Source organism: Nocardia sp. CC213A (assembly GCF_030766805.1).
Lineage (GTDB): Bacteria > Actinomycetota > Actinomycetes > Mycobacteriales > Mycobacteriaceae > Nocardia > Nocardia otitidiscaviarum.
Genome location: NZ_JASFXA010000034.1, coordinates 1 through 18,506 on the forward strand (window position 1 = coordinate 1; position 18,506 = coordinate 18,506).

Sequence of the window (18,506 nt, forward strand, 5' to 3'; positions counted from 1 at the left end):
GCCGCCCGCCGGTGGGCGCGCCCGCGAACGACCGCATGACGCGGGCGGTGCGCGGCCCCCACACCCGGACGAATCGCCGGTATGCCTCGGCCTCCCGTTCCCCGCACGCCGCGGCGATGGACGCGCAGGTCCGGTCCACGTCTCGATGGAAGATCAGCGGCGGCTCATGCCCGCCCCCGGGCGGCGCGGGCGCGAAACCCCAGGGATCGCAGTCGATATAGCGCAGCCCGAACCGCTCCAGCTCGAGCTCCTCGATGATCCCGGTGTGGCGCACCATGATGTGCGCCGACGACCCGCGGTCCACCTGATGTCCGGGAAACCGCTCCACGGTGGACACCGCCCCGCCGATCACGGTATCCCGCTCCAGCACCTCCACCGCGTGCCCGTCCCGCGCGAGATAACAGGCGGCGACGAGCGCATTGTGCCCGGACCCGACCACGATCACCCGCACGCCCGCACCCCTCCCCGCGCGAATCCGCCACGTGCCCACCGGATCGCGTGCCGCGTGGTGTGGGTGTGTGCCCGCCGGCTCTCGTGTCGGGCGAGGCCGCTGTGTGCCTGCCGCGTCTGGTGCCGGGTGAGGCCGCTGCATGTCGACCGGCTCTCGTGCCGCGTGAATCGGCCGCGTGTCCGCCGTGTCTGGTGTCGCGTGAGGCCGCTGTGTGCCCGCCGGATCTCGTGCCGCGTGAGGCCGCTGTGTGCCCACCGCGTCTCGTGTCGGGATCCGCCGTGTGCTTGCCGTGTCTCGTGTCGGGTGGAGCCGCTGTGTGCTTGCCGGATCTCATATCGGGTGCAGCCGCTGCGTGCCCACCGCGCCCTGGCGGCCAGGGCGCCGTGACTCGGCTCATGACCTGGTTGTGGTGGCACCGCCATCCTTCGGGGGTACGTGACGCGCTCGCGGTCGTCTCGGCGGGCGTGACCGTCTTCGGCGTGGGGTCGCGGGGGCTGCGGGCGATCGTCACGGGGTGTGACGCGAACGCTGTCCGGTGTTGCGTTCACAGCGGCAGCCGCCGGCCCAGGACGGCGAAACGCCTGGTGTCACCGGAGAAGACGAAGTGGCGCACGATATCGCCGAAGCCTTGGCGGCGGTAGAGGCGCCAGGCGCGGTTGGCCTCCTGGTCCACCTCGGGGGTGGACAGCAGCACCATGCGTTCGGGGCGGTTGGCCAGCAGGCGGGCCAGCAGGGTTTCGCCGATGCCGCGGCCCTGCGCGGCGGGGTGCACATGTAGTTCGGTGAGTTCGAAATAGTCGGAGAGCAGGTCGCGGGCCGCGTATTCGGGCCAGCCGGTGCGCCGCATGCCGGTGTACACCTGCTGATGCCACCACTGGTGCGGCGCACCGCGATAGCCGTAGGCGATCGCCAGTACCGGGGCGGTGCGCAGGTCCAGGCGGCCGTCGTCGTCGGGGAGCAGCGCGGCGACGGCCTGCCAGCCGGGCCGGGTGGTGTGCTCGGTCCACATGGGGGCGCGGTGGTGTTCGGTGCCCGGCGGATAGTCCATGGCCGCGACGTACACCGCGAGGGCGTCGGCGAGCCGGGCGCGCATGGTCGCGGCCGACAGATCGACGACGACGGGCGTGGGTTTCGGGGTGACGGCGGTCATGTGGGGCAGACGCGACTTCCGTGTGCGCTGGGATCCGGTGCGGCGAAGCGCCGGAACTTGTCGGTGGCTCTCTCTATATTCAAACTCAATTGAATCCTTCGAATACCTGTTCGATCTTCGGCGGTGGCCGTCACCGGTCGCACGATGGGCAAGATGCCTGGTGGATCAGGGTATGCGAGAGGGGAGGTACCCGATGACCGGGAAAACTGAACGTCCGGGCCGTCCGGGCCGGGCCGGTGAGCTGTTGCGGCGCGCCGACGGTCTGCTCATGCAGGCGGCGGGGGAGAGGGATCCGGCCGAGCGCTTCCGCACCGCCTATCTGGCGGCCCTGCGCGGCGCGGGCGCGGTGCTCGCGCTGACCGGAGTCGACCGGATGCCGCGGGCGCGTTCGCGCAATGCCTGGGTGCTCATGCAGAAGGCGGCCCCCGAATTCATCATGTGGTCGGACTACTTCAGCGCCCAGTCGGAGACGCGCGCGGCGCTGGAGGCCGGTCTACCACGGGAGATCGACGACGCCAAGGCCGACGAGTTCGCTTCGCGGGTAGGCGCATTCCTGCACGACGTGGACGATCTGCTCGCCGCGGCGGCCAAAACGAGACCCTCCACGGGGTGGATCGCGGGAATGCTGGCTTGAACATCGGCCGAGTAGGTGGTCCGGTTCTGATCGAACTCGTATCATTGGTGGCAGACAGCCGCCAAGGTCGGCTATCCGTCGCTTACCCGGAGGCGACCGCCACTACCTAGTGCCGGGGGAGGTACCGTGCCACTCTCCGAGCACGAGCAGCGCATGCTCGAACAGATCGAGAGCGCGCTCTATGCTGAGGATCCCAAGTTCGCGTCGACCGTACGAGGCGGGCGGCTACGTTCCGCCACCGGCCGTCGCAGACTGCAAGCGGCCGCGCTCTTCGTCCTCGGCCTGTTCCTACTCGTCGCGGGCATTGCCGCCCCGATCAAGCTCGGGGACTTCCCGATCATCAGCCTGGTCGGGTTCATCGTGATGTTCGGAGCGGGCGTGCTGTTGCTGATGGGTGGCCCCCGACTGGGCGCCACCTCCGGCGGCGGCGAGGGCGATCCGACATCGGGTGCGAATCCCGGTGGCGGGCGCGGTCGCCCGAAGAAGGCGGGCGGATTCTCCGCCCGGATGGAAGACCGCTTCCGGCGGCGCTTCGAACAGGACAATTGACGGCCGGGCTTCGGCCCGGCTCGGAAACAAGCGCGACACGCCGCAGCGCCACACTGATTTCGGGTGTGGCGCTGCGGCGTGTCTTGTGCGTGTCGCGGGTTCCCGATACCCAATTCCACGACTCCCCACACCTCCCCACCCGTATTCCCCACCGCGCCCCACGGCTGTCGGATATGCGTGCTATCTGCGGGTTTGCTGACGGTTGTCGGACCGGCGGCACCGTGTGCCGTGTGTGTCGGGGGAACTGCGGCGCAAGTTCCCCACCTCGGTGATAGCTGATGTGACCTGCGAAGTTCGCCAACCGGGGACCGAGATCACCGCCGCTTTCGATTGAAAGTGGGGGAAAGTGGGGTAATGTGGAGCGCGCACTACAGGAGGCCGAACAGACGAGGGGTGATCCGGTAGGAGGTGTCGGGAGTTGTTTCTCGGGACCTATACCCCCCGTTTGGACGACAAGGGGCGACTGACGTTGCCTGCGAAGTTTCGAGACGAACTGGCGGGAGGGTTGATGGTCACGAAGGGACAGGACCACAGCCTTGCCGTGTATCCGAAGGACGAGTTCACCGCCCTCGCGCGGCGAGCCGCGGCCGCGTCTCGAAGCAATCCGCAGGCCCGTGCCTTCGTCCGCGCACTCGCGGCCTCCACCGATGAGCAGCGCCCGGACGGACAGGGCCGGATCATGCTGTCGGCCGAACACCGCCGCTACGCGAACCTGACCAAGGACTGCGTGGTGATCGGCTCGGTCGACTTTCTGGAGATTTGGGACAAGGCGGCGTGGGATTCCTACCTCGCCGAGCATGAGGAGGATTACTCGCAAGCCAGAGACGAGTCGCTGGGCGGGATCTTCTAGCCCACAGCGAGGCGAGTGCCCTGCGGCCTCTGCCCGACGCCGACCCTGACGTACTTCCCCAACGCCAGGTGCGGTGCTTCGGTCAGAGACCACGGGGCATTGGTCACCGCACTGAAGAGTCGACCAACTCAGCAGTGAAGTCCGAATCGCAAGCGACCCGCACGGGGTGTGCGAACGAACGTGAGGCAGGATCCGGGAGGTCTAGGTGCACCGAAACACCGATGGTCCCCGTCACGTTCCGGTCCTCCTCCACCGCGCCGATGAAATCCTCGGTCCCGCACTGCATTCCGATGGCGCGGTCTATGTCGACTGCACCCTCGGCCTGGGCGGCCACGCCGAGTACTTCCTGCGCACCTATCCGAACATCCGGCTCGTCGGACTGGATCGCGATACCGAGGCGCTGACACTGGCGGGTGAGCGACTACGCCCGTTCGAGGACCGAATCACCCTGGTGCACACCAGGTACGACGGGATCCCGGGCGCGCTGGAGCAGGCCGGACTCGCCCCGCGGGGTTCGGTACAGGCCATCCTGATGGATCTCGGCGTCTCCTCCATGCAGTTGGACGAGGCCGACCGCGGTTTCGCCTACTCCGTGGACGCGCCACTCGATATGCGCATGGACCCCAGCGGCGGGATGACCGCCGCCGATGTGCTCAACACCTACAGCCACGGTGATCTGGCCCGGGTGCTGAAGACCTACGGTGACGAGCGGTTCGCGGGCAAGATCGCCTCCGAGGTGCTGCGCCGCCGCCAGCAGAAGCCCTTCACCACCAGCGCCGAACTGGTGGAAGTGCTCTACGCCGCCATTCCCGCCGCCGCCCGTCGCACCGGCGGGCACCCCGCCAAGCGCACCTTCCAGGCGCTGCGGGTGGAGGTGAACCGAGAACTGGAATCCCTCGAAGCGGCGCTGCCCGCCGCCCTCGACGCGCTCGCCCCGGGCGGACGCATCGTGGTGATGAGCTACCAGTCGCTCGAGGACAAGGTGGTCAAGGCGGAGTTCGCCAAGCGGTCCGCCTCGCGCACCCCACTCGACCTGCCCGTCGAACTGCCCGGTATGGGCCCGGAATTCAAGATCCTGACCCGGGGCGCGGAGAAGGCGACGGAGCAGGAGATCGAGGACAACCCGCGGGCCGCGCCGGTACGGATGCGCGCGGCCGAGCGGATCGCTGGGGAGGAGACGACATGACCCGGAGCAGACGACCGCGCGCGGGCACATGTGTGGGAGGGGTGGTGCTATGACGATGACGCAGGGACGTGTGCAGCGTCGCGAGAACCGCCCGGCCCGTCGGGTCAAGGCGGCCGAGCAGGTGAAATCCGGTGCGGCGCAGCGGGCCTACGCCAAGCGGCGCAGTCGCGAGGGCGCACCCGCCCTGCCGCGTACCGGGGAACCGGTGCTGGCGGGCCGCATTCCGTTCGTCGCGACCATTCTCGCGCTGCTCGGTTGCGGGCTGGCGCTCACCCTGCTGCTCACCACCCGCGCCACCGAGGACAGCTACGAACTCGGCGAGGCTCGGCGGGTGAATCAGCAGCTCTCCGATGAACGCGACGCGCTGGCGCGCGACGTAGCGGCCGCCGCCTCGGCCCCCGAACTGGCCTCGCGCGCCCGCGAACTCGGCATGATCCCGGCCCGCGACCCCGCGCGGCTGGTGATCGGTCCGAACGGTGAGGTGATCGTGGTCGGCGACCCGACCCCGGCGGCCGGTTCTCCCGCGCCCCCGCTGAACACGCTGCCGCCCACCCCTGGCACGCCCCCACCGAACCTGTCGCAGGCACAGGGCGAGCGCGTCGTCCCGGTCACCACCACCCCGGCGGCCCCGCCCGCGGCGAACCAGAACCCGGCCATCCAGGCCGCTCCGCAGCCGACCCCGGCCGCTCCGCCGAACCAGCAGCCTTCCACCGCACCCGTGAACGAGGGCGCGCCGCAGCCTCCCGCCGCACCCGTGAACGAGGGCGCGCCGCAGCCTCCCGCCGCACCGGTGAACAACGAGGGCGCGCCCCCGCCCCCGGCCGCCCCGGCCGACCAGCCTGCACCCCAACAGGTTCCGCCCGCTCCGGAGGCCCCGGCCGCGGCGCAGCCCGCCCCGCAGGACCCGGTCGCGTCCGCACCGCAACAGGTCCAGCAGCCCCCGCAGGCACCCTTGCCCGTCACCCCGAATCCGGTGCAGGCCACACCCGCCCCGGCCCTCCAGGGGGTGCCGCGATGACTCGGGTTCGTCGAACGTCCGCCACCGCACCGGTGGACCGCGTGGTCGCACGTCCGGTCACGCGGGTCCGTCGCGGCCAGATCTCGGCGGGATCGACACCGCCCGGGGTCGCCCGGTCGCTCCGTCCGCACGAAGCAGGTGCGCGGCACACCCGCCCGCGATGGTCGGGGCACGCCGTTGTGACCGCTGGGCATACGAATCCGGGCTGTGGCGGTAGTGAGCCGATCCCGCCTGCCGTCGCTGTCGCCGCCTGCGGTGCGGCCGGGTGTGCCAGACTCCGCCGCGATCGCATCGAGCGGAGTGCGCCGCGACCCTACTGCTCGCGCCCGAATCCGAGTACGGGACCGCTTGATTCGCGCCTCGACGGCCTTGGACAGCGAGGCGTCGCGGTCGTGCCGTCGTCCGGGTGCGACCGCACGCTGTCGGATGCGCGGAGCGAGGTGATCGGGTGACGTCGCGGATGTCGCGTGGCCGTGATTCCGGCCGCGGCCGTGCCGAGAACGGCCGCGGCCGCGGCCGTTTCGGTGGTGGGCGCGGGAACGGCGGTGGTGGGCACACGGATTCGGGGAAGCGCGCGACCGGGGCGCGGAACGCGGCGGGGGCCGCGCGCGGGCGCAAGCCGTCCAGACCGCGGCCCGCGCCGGGTGTGGACGCGTCCACCCGGTTCCGGTTCGGTGTGGGGCGGATCGTCATGCTGGTGGCGCTGCTGGTCGCGGCGTTGCAGCTGCTGTGGATCCAGAGTGTGTCCGCGCCACGGCTGTCGGCGGAGGCGGCCAGTCAGCGGACGGTGCATCAGGTCGATGCCGCCACCCGGGGGCCGATCATGGACCGCAACGGCAGATCGCTGGCCTTCACCGTCAATGCCAAGGCGCTGACCTTCCAGCCGGTGCGGGTGCGCAAGGACCTGCAGGAGGCGCACGACGAGAATTCGGCCACACCCGAGCCGGATCAGCGCATGCAGGCCATCGCGAAATACATTCACGACAAACTCGGCACCGCCGCGCCGGAACAGGATCTGCTGAAGAAGCTGCGCAGCGACGAGCCGTTCGTCTACCTGGTGCGGAACGTGGATCCCCGGGTGGCGGCCGATATCAGCCTGAAGTTCCCGGAGGTCGGCACCGAGCGGCAGGATCTACGCGAGTATCCGGGCGGCTCCCTGGCCGCCAATGTGATCGGCGCGACCGGCTGGGACGGGCACGGCCAGATCGGCCTGGAATCGGCCCTGGACGCGATTCTCGCTGGCACCGACGGCTCGCACACCTATGACCGCGGCTCCGACGGCGCGGTCATCCCGGGCAGCTGGCGTGACCGGCAGCCCGCCGTCAACGGCTACGGCGTCGAACTCACCCTCGACTCCGATCTGCAGTACTACGTGCAGCAGCAGACCCAGCAGGCCAAGGAGCTGTCCGGAGCGCAGGCGGCCTCGGCGGTGGTGCTGGACGCGCGCACCGGGCAGGTGCTCGCCATGGCCAATGATTCGACCTTCAATCCGGCCCTGGGACCGCAGCACTGGTCCAGCTCCTCGCTGGGCAACCCGTCGGTGCAGGAGGTGTACGAACCCGGTTCGGTGAACAAGATCGTCACCGCCGCCGCGGCCATCGAATACGGCCTCACCACGCCCGACGAGGTGCTGCAGGTGCCGGGCAATATCTTCATGGGCGGCGTCACCGTCAACGACGCCTGGCAGCACGGCGTCATGCCGTTCACCACCACCGGCATCTTCGGCAAGTCCTCCAATGTGGGCACGCTGATGCTGGCGCAGCGCATCGGCGAGGACCGCTACTACGACATGCTGCAGAAATTCGGCCTCGGCCAGCGCACCGGCGTCGGCCTGCCCGGCGAGAGCGCGGGCGTGGTGCCCTCCCGCGAGCAGTGGTCCGGCTCCACCTTCGCCAATCTGCCCATCGGCCAGGGCCTTTCGATGACCACCCTGCAGATGACCGCCATGTACCAGGCCATCGCCAACGACGGTGTCCGGGTGCCGCCGCGCATCGTGAAGTCCAAGATCGACCCGGACGGCAACCGCACCGAGGAGGAACCGCCCGAGGGTGTGCGCGTGGTGAGCCCGGAGACCGCCGCCACCCTGCGCGAGATGTTCCAGGCCGTGGTGCAGCGCGATCCCATGGGCGTCCAGATGGGCACCGGGGTGCCCGCCGCCGTCGAGGGCTACCAGGTGGCCGGGAAGACCGGTACCGCGCAGCAGATCGACCCCGGCTGCCGCTGCTACTCCACCTCCAGCTACTGGATCACCTTCGCCGGGATGGCCCCCGCCGACAACCCGCGCTACGTGATCGGCCTGATGCTCGACGCCCCGGTGCGCAGCTCCGACGGCAGCGGCGGGCAGTCGGCCGCACCGCTGTTCCACGCCATCGCGTCGTGGGCCCTGCAGCGCGATCGCGTCCCGCCGTCGCCCCCGGCGAAACCCCTGATCCTGCAGGCGTCCTAGGGCTGGAAACGGGTGAGTGCACGCTTCGGACGACCCCGCACCGACTCCGGCGGGTGAGCGAACCGCGCCGCGCCGATCGCCCGGTGAGGCAACACAGGTAACCTGACTCGTCGATCCGTTGCGGTGGCCCGCGACGCGCTCGATCATCGCCCAGCCGTTCATCCCCAGAGAGGAGCTTCGTGCCCGCGCAGTCGCAACCGCGTAGCGGAGGTTCGACCGAGCCGCAGGTACTCCGGCCCGCGGACCCACCGGCGACCAGCCTGCGGTCGGTGGCCGAGCTGACGGGCGCGCGGTTCGCGCCGCACGACCGGCGCTCGGCGCTCGCCGCCGCGGCCCTGGACGATATCCGGGTCACCGGTATCGAGCAGCGCTCGAACGCCGTCCGGCCCGGCGACCTGTTCGCGGGTCTGGCCGGGGAGCGGGCGCACGGGGCGCGCTTCGCCCACGATGCCGTCGCGCGCGGCGCGGTCGCCGTGCTGACCGACGCGGCGGGTGCGGACCTGATCGGCGCGATCGAGGTGCCGGTGCTGGTGCGCGACGATCCGCGCGCGGTGCTCGGTGTGCTGTCCTCGGCCCTCTACGGCGATCCGTCGCGGCGGCTGCGCATCATCGGCATCACCGGCACCTCCGGCAAGACCACCACCTCGTATCTGGTGGAGGCGGGCCTGACCGCGGCCGGGCTGCGCACCGCGCTCATCGGCACCATCGAGACCCGCATCGGCGGCGTGCGCGTGCCCAGCGCCCTCACCACCCCGGAGGCGCCGCAGCTGCACGCCATGTTCGCGGTCATGGTGGAGCGGGGCGTGCAGGCCGTGGTGATGGAGGTGTCCAGTCACGCGCTGGCGCTGGGCCGGGTGGACGGTGTCGAGTTCGCGGTGGGCGCGTTCACCAATCTGTCCCAGGACCACCTGGATTTCCACGCCGACTTCGAGGACTACTACGCGGCCAAGCGCCGCCTGTTCGATCCGGCCTCGTCGGTGGGCGCGGCCACCTCGGTGATCTGCGTGGACGACGCCTGGGGACGGCGGCTGGCCGGGGAGCTCGAACAGCGCACCCATATCGTGACCGTCTCCACCACGCAGCCCGCGCACTGGACCGCCGCCGACGTCACCGCCGGACCGGGTGGTACTCAGAGCTTCACCGCCGCCCGCGGCGCGCTGAACGTGCCGGTGCGCCTGCGCCTTCCGGGTGACTACAACATCGCCAACGGCCTGCTCGCGGTCGCGGTGTGCGAGGCCGCCGGTGTCGATCCGGCCGCGGCCGCCGCCGCGCTGGGCGAGGTGGACGTGCCGGGCCGCATGCAGCGCGTGGACCGGGGCCAGGGCTTCCTCGCCGTGGTGGACTACGCGCACAAGCCCGCCGCCGTGGAATCGGTGATCGCCACGCTGCGAACGTATCTCGCCGAACAGGGCGCGGGCGGCCGCCTGGCCGTGGTGGTGGGCGCGGGCGGGGACCGCGACGCCGGGAAGCGCCCGCTCATGGGTGCGGCGGGGGCGCGCGGGGCGGATCTGCTCATCATCACCGACGACAATCCACGCGGGGAGGATCCGGCCGCCATCCGCGCGGCCGTGCGCGCGGGCGCGGACGCGCTGCCGGAAGGGCAGCGTGGCGAGGTGCGCGAGGTGGGGGATCGGGCGGCCGCCATCGCCGTCGCCGTGGACTGGGCCCGGCCCGGGGACGCGGTGCTGGTGGCGGGCAAGGGACATGAGACAGGGCAGGAGATTTCGGGTGTGAAGTATCCGTTCGACGACCGCGAGGTGCTCGCGGCGGCTCTCTCCGAGAAAACTAAGGACCTGACGGTTTCATGATCGAGATGACACTGCGGGAGATCGCGGATGTCGTGGGCGGCACGCTACACGACTGTCCCGACCCGGAGGTGACCGTGACCGGCGCGGTCGAATTCGATTCGCGCCGTATCGGATCCGGCGACCTGTTCCTGGCGCTGCCGGGCGCGCGGGTCGACGGACACGACTACGCGCGACAGGCCGTCGCCGCGGGCGCGGTGGCGGTACTGGCGGCCCGACCGGTGGGCGTGCCCGCCATCGTGGTCACGCCACCGTCCGCCGCCCCCGACGAGCGAGACGGAGATGCCGAACAGGACGACCGCGGATCGTCCGGTGGCGCGGCACCGGACGACCGCCGCACCAGCCGGGCGCTGGCGCTGGCCGCCGATACCGACGGCTCCGGCGCGGCCGTGCTGGCGGCGCTGGCGAAGCTGGCCCGCACCAGCGTCGACCGGCTCGTCGCCGCGGGTGGCCTCACCGTCGTCGGCGTGACCGGCTCCTCCGGTAAGACCTCCACCAAGGACCTGCTCGCCGCCGTCCTGTCCCCGCTGGGACCCGTTGTCGCTCCGCCCGGTTCGTTCAACAATGAGCTCGGTCACCCCTGGACGGCGCTGCGCGCCGACGCCGACACCCGCTTCCTGGTGCTGGAACTGTCCGCCCGCGGCCGGGGCCATATTCGCGCCCTCACCGAGGTGGCCCCGCCGGGCATCGGCGTGGTGCTCAATGTCGGCACCGCGCACCTGGGCGAATTCGGCAGCCGCGAGGCGATCGCGGAGACCAAGGGCGAACTGGCGGAAGCACTTCCGGCCACCGGGCTCGCGGTGCTCAATGCCGACGACTCGCTGGTGTCGGCCATGGCGGCACGCACCGCGGCGCGCGTGGTGCAGGTCGGCCAGGCCGCCGGGGCGGACCTGCGCGCCACCGACGTGACCCTGGACGACCAGGCACGCGCCCGCTTCACCCTGCGCCGCGGCGACGAGAGCGTGGACGTGACCCTGGCCGTGCACGGTGAACACCAGGTCGGCAATGCGCTCGCCGCCGCCGCGGTCGCCCTGGAATGCGGGGCGGACCTGGCGACCGTCGCCGCGGCTCTCGGTGCGGCGCAAGCGGTCTCGGAACGGCGCATGGACGTGCGCACCCGCGCCGACGGCGTCACCGTGATCAACGACTCCTACAACGCCAACCCGGACTCGGTGCGGGCCGCGCTCAAGGCGCTGGTCACCATGGCCAAATCCGGCGACACCCCGCGCCGCAGCTGGGCCGTCATCGGTGAGATGGGGGAGCTGGGCGAGGAATCGGTGCTCGAACACGACCGGATCGGCCGCCTGGCCGTCCGGCTCGACGTGGACCGGTTCATCGTGGTCGGGGCGGGCCGCCCGGTGCGCGCCATGTTCCAGGGCGCGGTGCAGGAGGGATCGTGGGGCGAGGAGGCGGTGCACGTGCCGGATATCGCCGCCGCCGTCGAACTGCTCGACAGTGAACTGGCACCCGGTGACGTGGTGCTGGTCAAGGCGTCCAAGTCGGTGGGGCTGTGGGCCGTCGCCGAACATCTGACGGCCGCAGCAGGCCCGGATGCGCGGCCCGCCGCTGGTTCTGATGCGCGGCCCGCCGCTGATTCGATTGCGCGGCCCGCCGCTGGTTCGATTGCGCGGCCCGCCGCTGGTTCTGATTCGCGGCCCGCCGCTGGTTCTGATGCGCGGCACGCCGCGGCGGAGGAGGCCGCACGATGACCCAGATCCTCTTCTCGGCCGCCATCGCGCTCGCCGTCTCCATTCTGCTCACCCCCGTCCTCATCTCCATGTTCGCCAAACAGGGCTTCGGACAGGAGATCCGGGTCGACGGCCCGGAGAGCCACAAGGCCAAGCGCGGCACCCCCACCATGGGCGGCGTCGCCATCCTCGCCGGTATGTGGGCCGGTTACCTGGGCACCCACCTGATCGGCATGAGCTACGGCCAGCCCGGACCGTCGGCCTCGGGCCTGCTGGTGCTGGGCCTGGCCACCGCGCTGGGCGGCGTCGGCTTCCTCGACGACTTCATCAAGATCCGCAAGCAGCGGAATCTCGGTCTCACCGCGGCGGGCAAGTACATCGGACAGCTCACCGCCGCCGTGGTCTTCGGCGTGCTGGCGCTGAAGTTCCGCAACGACAGCGGGCTGACCCCGGCCAGCAAGCACCTGTCCTACGTGCGCGACATCACCACCGTGTCGATGAGCGTGTGGATCTTCCTGGCCTTCGTCTGCCTGGTCGTGGTGGCCTGGTCCAATGCGGTGAACCTCACCGACGGCCTGGACGGTCTGGCCGCCGGATCCATGAGCCTGGTGCTTGGCGCGTACATGATCATCACCTTCTGGCAGTGGCGCAACGCCTGCGTCGACTACCCGGAGGCGGGCTGCTACAACGTGCGCGATCCGCTGGATCTGGCGCTGGTGTGCGCGGCCGGTGGCGCGGCGTGCATCGGATTCCTGTGGTGGAACGCGGCTCCCGCGAAGATCTTCATGGGTGACACCGGATCGCTGGCGCTGGGCGGCCTGCTGGCCGGACTGTCCATCACCACGCACACCGAACTGCTCATGATCGTCATCGGCGCGCTGTTCGTGGCCGAGGCGGCGTCGGTGGTGCTGCAGGTCGCGGTCTTCCGCACCACCCGGAACCGGCTGTTCAAGATGGCCCCGTTCCATCACCATTTCGAATTGAGCGGCTGGGCCGAGACGACGGTGATCATCCGATTCTGGATGCTCGCCGGTATGGCGTCCGCGGTTGGTCTTGGCCTGTTCTACAGCGAGTATCTGTCGGTCGGGTAGGTCGAAGGCGATGGTCGAACATTCTCCGAGGGTGCTCCGGTCACCGGGGCCCATGCTCGAATTTCTGCGTGGCCGTGACGTTCTCGTCGCCGGATGGGGGGTGTCCGGGCGCTCGCTCATCGAGCCGCTGCTGGACATCGGCGCACGTCCGGTGGTCACCGACGGCGGTGAGAAGGCCCTGGCGGAGGCCGCCGAACTCGGTCTGGCCACCGCCGCCCCCGCGGATCTGGTGGAACACGGTGCGCTGGACCGATTCGCGCTGGTGATCACCAGCCCGGGCTGGCGGCCGGACTCCCCGGTGCTGGTCACCGCGGTCACCTCCGGCATCCCGGTCTGGGGTGACGTGGAGTTCGCGTGGTGGGTCGATCAGGCCCGCATCTACGGGCCGGTGCGCAAGTGGCTGGTCATCACCGGCACCAACGGCAAGACCACCACCACGCAGATGACGCACGCCATCCTGCGCGCCGCCGGCATCCCCAGCGTGGCCTGCGGCAATATCGGCACCCCCATCCTGGACGCGCTGCGGCGCAATCCCGGACCGCAGGTGCTGGCCGTGGAGCTGTCCTCCTTCCAACTGCACTGGGCACCCTCGGTACGCCCCGAGGCCGGGGTGGTGCTCAATGTGGCGGAGGACCACCTGGACTGGCACGGCGGCCTGGACGCCTACGCCGCCGCCAAGGCGCGCGCGCTCACCGGGCGGGTCGGCGTGGTGGGCCTCGACGATGCCGTGGCCGCCGCCCTGGCGCGAAAGTCCAAGGCGCGCCGCACCGTCGGCTTCCGCGTCGGCGTGCCCGCCGACGGCGAACTCGGCGTGGTGGACGGCAAACTGCTCGACCGCGCCTTCACCAAGGCCGCCATCCTGGCCGAGATCGGCGATATCAGCCCGCCGGGCCCGGCCGGGGTGGCCGACGCGCTCGCCGCCGCCGCGCTCACCCGATCCATCGACGTGGCACCGCAATTCGTGAAAGAGGGCCTGGCCGAGCACAAGGTGGGCCCGCACCGGGCCGCCTTCGTGCGCGAGGTCGGGGGCGTCGACTTCATCGACGACTCCAAGGCCACCAACCCGCACGCCGCGCGGTCGTCGATCCTGGCGCACCCGCACGTGATCTGGGTGGCGGGCGGTCAGCTCAAGGGCGCGGGAGTGGAGGACCTCGTCGAAGAGGTGCGCGAACACCTCGTCGCCGCCGTGCTGTTCGGCCAGGACGCCGAGGTGATCGCGGCCGCGCTCGCGCGACACGCCCCCGACGTCCCGGTCGTGACCGTGGGTTCGGGGGACGATGCAGAGATGGTCGCCACCGAACTCGCCGCGATCGGGCCGGACGCCGTCATGGCGCGCGCGGTGCGCGCCGCCGCCGGATTCGCCCGGCGCGGCGACACCGTGCTGCTGGCCCCGGCCGCCGCGTCGCTGGACATGTTCACCGACTACACTCATCGCGGCCGCAGCTTCGCCACCGCGGTGGCGGACCTGAACGAGAAGGACATCGGGAGCACCGAATGACCGCCACCCGGCCCGCCGCGGCGCAGTCCCCGCGACGGGCCCGGGCCGGGTGGTTCGGCGCGTGGCTGGCCCGCCCGCTGGCCTCGTTCCACCTGGTGGTGAGCATCGCGGCCCTGCTCACGGTGCTCGGCCTGGTCATGGTGCTCTCCGCCTCCAGCGTCGAGGCGTACGCGGTCGGCAAATCGGCGTACTCGCTGTTCATCCAGCAGGCGGCGTTCGCGGCGGTGGGCGCGCTGGCGTTCTATGTGGCGCTGCGGATTCCGCTGCGGGTGCTGCGGCAGCTGTCCTTTCCGGTGTTCGCGCTGTCGGTGGTGCTGCTGGTGCTGGTGCTCATTCCCGGCATCGGCACCAAGGTGTCGGGTTCGCGGCGCTGGTTCGACCTCGGATTCGTCTCCGTACAGCCCTCGGAGATCGTGAAGGTCACCCTGGTGGTGTGGGGCGCGCACCTGCTGGCCTCGCGCCGCGCCGAATACGCCGACGGGCACGTGGGCTATCGCGAGATCCTGATGCCGCTGGTGCCCGCCGGTCTGCTGGTGTGCTTCCTGGTCGTGCTGGAGCCCAATCTGTCCACCACCATCGCACTGGGCATCGTGCTGGCGGCGCTGCTGTGGTTCGGCGGGCTGCCGCTGCGCATGTTCGTCACCATCGCCGTCTCGGGCGTGGCGGCGGCGGGGGTGCTGGCGTTGTCGGCGGGCTACCGCTCCGACCGCATGCGCGCCTTCTTCAATCCCGGTGAGGATCCGCAGGGCATCGGCTACCAGTCCCGGCAGGCGCTGTATTCGCTTGCCGACGGCGGTATCTGGGGTCGCGGCCTCGGGCAGAGCCGGGCCAAGTGGAGCTATCTGCCCAATGCCCACAACGATTTCATCTTCGCCATTATCGGCGAGGAACTCGGCTTCCTCGGATGTGCGCTGGTGCTGGGGCTTTTCGCGCTGTTCGCCTACACCGGGCTGCGCATCGCCACCCGCTCGGTGGATCCGTTCCTGCGGTTGCTGTCCGCCACCGCCACCACCTGGATCACCGGCCAGGCGCTGATCAATATCGGCTATGTGGTGGGGCTGCTCCCGGTGACCGGACTCCAGCTGCCGCTGGTGTCGGCGGGTGGTTCGTCGCTGGCCATCACGCTGCTCATGTTCGGCATCGTCGCCAATGCGGCCCGGCACGAACCCGAGGCGGTGGCCGCGCTGCACGCGGGACAGGACGGTCGGTTCAGCCGCCTGCTGCGGCTGCCGAAGCCGGAGATCTACTCCGCCGGACGCGCCCGCGCCGCCCGCGCCCGCTCGGCGGCCAAACGCTCGGCGAAAGCGGTCAAACCGGGCGCGAAATCGCGACGCGCGCTGCCGCCGAGCGGTCGGGGCGGCGCGGACGCGCGCAGGTCGATAGATTCGGATTCATCGCGTCGCCGTTCGGCCTCCACCGAATCGTGGCGCAGCACCCGGGCCTGGGAGCCCAGCTATCCGATGAGACATGCGAGAGAACGGGGAAATTCGAGGTGACAGGGGAGCGACCGCTCTCGGTGATCGTGGCGGGCGGTGGCACCGCGGGACATATCGAGCCCGCGCTGGCCGTGGCGGACGCGCTGCGGCGAATCGACCCGAATATCCGGGTGACCGCACTCGGCACCCAGCGCGGACTCGAAACGAAACTCGTGCCCGAACGCGGCTATCCGCTGGAACTCGTGCCGCCGGTGCCACTGCCGCGTAAGCCCACCATGGATCTGCTGCGGCTGCCGGGGCGTGTCCGCGCCTCCGTGTCACGGACACGCCAGATCATCGACGCCGTCGAGGCCGATGTGATCTTCGGGGTGGGCGGCTATGTCGCGCTACCCGCCTATCTGGCGGCCGGTCCCGGTCCGCTGCGGCGGCGGCGCAGGGTACCGGTGGTCCTCCACGAGGCCAATGCCAAGGCCGGTATCGCCAACAAAATCGGCGCCCGCGTCGCGGCGCGCGTGCTGGCGGCCGTGCCGAATTCGGGCGTGGCGGCGCGCGGCCGGGCCGACGCCGAGGTGGTCGGCATTCCGGTGCGCGGATCCATCTCCGGACTCGACCGCGCGGGCCTGCGGGCCGCCGCGCGCAGCGAATTCGGCCTGCCCGCCGAGGGGCCGGTACTGCTGGTCTTCGGCGGCTCCCAGGGCGCGCGGACGCTCAACGAAGCGGTCTCGGCGGCCGCGCCGCAGCTCATCGCCGCCGGCATCTCGGTACTGCACGCGCACGGGCCGAAGAACAGCCTCACCCTCGACGACGCCGCCGGGGACAATGCGAAATACGTTGCCGTGCCGTACCTGTCGCGGATGGATCTGGCCTACGCCGCCGCCGACGCGGTGGTGTGCCGCTCGGGCGCCATGACCGTCGCCGAGGTGTCGGCCGTCGGTCTGCCCGCCTTCTACGTGCCCCTGCCGCACGGAAACGGGGAGCAGGAACTCAATGCCCGCCCGGTGGTGGCCGCCGGCGGTGGCAGAATCGTGGCGGACGCGGAGCTGACTCCGAAATACGTGATCGACGAGGTGATACCGCTGCTCATGGATTCCGATCGGCTGACGGCAATGGGGCGCGCCGCGGCGAACGCCGGACATCGCGACGCCGCCGACGTCATCGCGCGTATCGTGCTGGAGGTGGCGGGCCGATGACGGAGGAGACGGCGGCACCGGTCGAACAGCGCACCGACCTGCCCGCGAATCTGCACCGGGTGCACATGATCGGCATCGGCGGCGCGGGCATGTCCGGCATCGCGCGCATCCTGCTCTCCCGCGGCGGACTCGTCTCCGGCTCGGACGCCAAGGAGAGCCGCGGCGTACTGGCGCTGCGGGCGCGCGGCGCGCAGGTGCGCATCGGTCACGACGCCAGCGCCCTGGACCTGCTACCCGGCGGCCCCAGCGCCGTCGTCACCACCTACGCCGCCATCCCCAAGACCAATCCGGAACTGGTGGAGGCGAATCGCCGCGGCATCCCGGTGCTGCTGCGCCCCGCCGTGCTCGCCTCGCTCATGCAGGGGCACCGCTCGCTGCTGGTCTCCGGTACGCACGGCAAGACCTCCACCACCTCCATGCTGGTGGTGGCCTTGCAGCACTGCGGATTCGATCCGTCCTTCGCGGTCGGCGGCGAACTCAACGAATCCGGCACCAACGCCCACCACGGCACCGGCGGCAGCTTCGTGGCCGAGGCCGACGAGAGCGACGCCTCGCTGCTGCAATACGCGCCCGACGTCGCGGTCGTCACCAATATCGAATCCGACCACCTGGACTACTTCGGCTCCGACGAAGCCTACGTGCAGGTCTTCGACGACTTCGTGGACCGCCTGGTACCCGGCGGGAAACTCGTGGTGTGCCTGGACGATCCGGGCTCGCTGGGACTGGCCGAACGCACCGTGGCCAGGCTCGCCGACGACGACCGCGGCATCCAGGTGCTCGGCTACGGCTCGGCCGGAGTGGCGACCGGGGTGCCCGTCGCCGCGCGCCTGCACTCCTGGGAGCCGCGCGATGTGGGCGGTGTGGCGCAGTTCCAGCTCGCCGACGAACCCGCGCCGCGCACGCTCCGGCTCTCGGTACCCGGCCGCCACATGGCGCTCAACGCGCTCGGCGCGCTGCTGGCCGCCCGCGCCGCCGGGGCCGACGTTGGCGAGATCATCCAGGGGCTGGAGGGTTTCGGCGGCGTGCACCGACGCTTCCAGCTCACCGGGCGGGAGAACGGCGTGCGCGTCTTCGACGACTACGCCCACCACCCCACCGAGGTGCGCGCCGTGCTCGGCGCGGCGGCGGAGCTGGTGGCGCAGGAGGCCGCCGACGGGGCGCGGTCGCGGCCCGGGCGAGTGATCGTGGTCTTCCAGCCGCACCTGTACAGCCGCACCGCCACCTTCGCTACCAAATTCGGGGCCGCCCTCGACCTCGCCGACGAAGTGGTGGTGCTCGATGTGTACGGCGCGCGGGAGGAGCCGCTGCCGGGCGTGAACGGGGCACTGGTGGCGCAGGCCGTCACCAAACCCGTGCACTACCAGCCGGATATGTCGCGGGTGGGCCGCCAGGTGGCCGGACTCGCGCGCCCCGGCGATGTGGTGATCACCATGGGCGCGGGCGATGTCACCATGCTCGGCGGCCAGATTCTCGACGGGCTGCGCGCCCGGCCCGCGCACGGGCGGTGATCCGGC

Annotated in this window: 15 protein-coding genes; 13 read left to right on the top strand and 2 right to left on the bottom strand. The window is 71.0% G+C overall.

All coding sequences use genetic code 11. From position 1 onward, the window contains the following. Together QJS31_RS36045 and QJS31_RS36050 are read right to left on the bottom strand one after the other, a co-directional pair. On the bottom strand, window positions 1-451 hold a 451-nt coding region (locus QJS31_RS36045; RefSeq protein ID WP_306358903.1), incomplete at its 3' end, for an NAD(P)/FAD-dependent oxidoreductase. A gap of 544 nt (window positions 452-995) precedes the next feature. Further along, window positions 996-1,601: a GNAT family N-acetyltransferase gene (locus QJS31_RS36050; RefSeq protein WP_282786307.1), complete on the bottom strand. Its 606-nt coding sequence runs from the start codon at window positions 1,599-1,601 to the stop codon at window positions 996-998. A gap of 193 nt (window positions 1,602-1,794) precedes the next feature. Between QJS31_RS36050 and QJS31_RS36055 the strand changes: the two genes are divergently transcribed. From QJS31_RS36055 to murC, 13 genes are all read left to right on the top strand, one after another. Then, window positions 1,795-2,235 carry an SAV_6107 family HEPN domain-containing protein gene (locus QJS31_RS36055; protein WP_039812420.1) on the top strand — a complete coding sequence of 147 codons (441 nt, stop codon included), beginning with the start codon at window positions 1,795-1,797 and terminating at the stop codon, window positions 2,233-2,235. 126 nt (window positions 2,236-2,361) lie between these two features. Next, a complete protein-coding gene (locus QJS31_RS36060) occupies window positions 2,362-2,784 on the top strand; it encodes a DUF3040 domain-containing protein (RefSeq protein WP_282786306.1) in 423 nt (140 codons plus the stop codon). 418 nt (window positions 2,785-3,202) lie between these two features. Then, window positions 3,203-3,634: a division/cell wall cluster transcriptional repressor MraZ gene (gene mraZ, locus QJS31_RS36065; protein WP_029929310.1), complete on the top strand. Its 432-nt coding sequence runs from the start codon at window positions 3,203-3,205 to the stop codon at window positions 3,632-3,634. A gap of 205 nt (window positions 3,635-3,839) precedes the next feature. After that, window positions 3,840-4,820 carry a 16S rRNA (cytosine(1402)-N(4))-methyltransferase RsmH gene (rsmH, locus tag QJS31_RS36070; RefSeq protein WP_282786184.1) on the top strand — a complete coding sequence of 327 codons (981 nt, stop codon included), beginning with the start codon at window positions 3,840-3,842 and terminating at the stop codon, window positions 4,818-4,820. A 55-nt stretch (window positions 4,821-4,875) separates the two neighbouring features. Further along, the gene (locus tag QJS31_RS36075; RefSeq protein ID WP_306358904.1) at window positions 4,876-5,838 is read left to right on the top strand and encodes a hypothetical protein; all 963 of its coding nucleotides are present in this window, start codon (window positions 4,876-4,878) and stop codon (window positions 5,836-5,838) included. Between the two features lie 460 nt (window positions 5,839-6,298). Next, window positions 6,299-8,284 carry a peptidoglycan D,D-transpeptidase FtsI family protein gene (locus QJS31_RS36080; protein ID WP_372341694.1) on the top strand — a complete coding sequence of 662 codons (1,986 nt, stop codon included), beginning with the start codon at window positions 6,299-6,301 and terminating at the stop codon, window positions 8,282-8,284. 179 nt (window positions 8,285-8,463) lie between these two features. Then, complete coding sequence (locus tag QJS31_RS36085) at window positions 8,464-10,092, top strand: UDP-N-acetylmuramoyl-L-alanyl-D-glutamate--2,6-diaminopimelate ligase (RefSeq protein ID WP_306358905.1); 1,629 nt, start codon at window positions 8,464-8,466, stop codon at window positions 10,090-10,092. Next, a complete protein-coding gene (murF, locus tag QJS31_RS36090; RefSeq protein WP_372341689.1) occupies window positions 10,089-11,798 on the top strand; it encodes a UDP-N-acetylmuramoyl-tripeptide--D-alanyl-D-alanine ligase in 1,710 nt (569 codons plus the stop codon). Before QJS31_RS36085 ends, murF begins: the two co-directional genes overlap by 4 nt. Then, a complete protein-coding gene (mraY, locus tag QJS31_RS36095; RefSeq protein ID WP_029929299.1) occupies window positions 11,795-12,868 on the top strand; it encodes a phospho-N-acetylmuramoyl-pentapeptide-transferase in 1,074 nt (357 codons plus the stop codon). The genes murF and mraY overlap by 4 nt, the downstream gene beginning before the upstream one ends. Before the next feature lie 52 nt (window positions 12,869-12,920). Then, complete coding sequence (gene murD / locus QJS31_RS36100) at window positions 12,921-14,366, top strand: UDP-N-acetylmuramoyl-L-alanine--D-glutamate ligase (RefSeq protein ID WP_306358906.1); 1,446 nt, start codon at window positions 12,921-12,923, stop codon at window positions 14,364-14,366. Further along, window positions 14,363-15,862 carry a putative lipid II flippase FtsW gene (ftsW, locus tag QJS31_RS36105; protein ID WP_306358907.1) on the top strand — a complete coding sequence of 500 codons (1,500 nt, stop codon included), beginning with the start codon at window positions 14,363-14,365 and terminating at the stop codon, window positions 15,860-15,862. Before murD ends, ftsW begins: the two co-directional genes overlap by 4 nt. After that, window positions 15,859-16,992 carry an undecaprenyldiphospho-muramoylpentapeptide beta-N-acetylglucosaminyltransferase gene (gene murG, locus QJS31_RS36110; protein ID WP_282785733.1) on the top strand — a complete coding sequence of 378 codons (1,134 nt, stop codon included), beginning with the start codon at window positions 15,859-15,861 and terminating at the stop codon, window positions 16,990-16,992. Before ftsW ends, murG begins: the two co-directional genes overlap by 4 nt. Beyond that, complete coding sequence (gene murC, locus QJS31_RS36115; protein ID WP_306358908.1) at window positions 16,989-18,500, top strand: UDP-N-acetylmuramate--L-alanine ligase; 1,512 nt, start codon at window positions 16,989-16,991, stop codon at window positions 18,498-18,500. Before murG ends, murC begins: the two co-directional genes overlap by 4 nt. Window positions 18,501-18,506 lie beyond the last annotated feature (6 nt).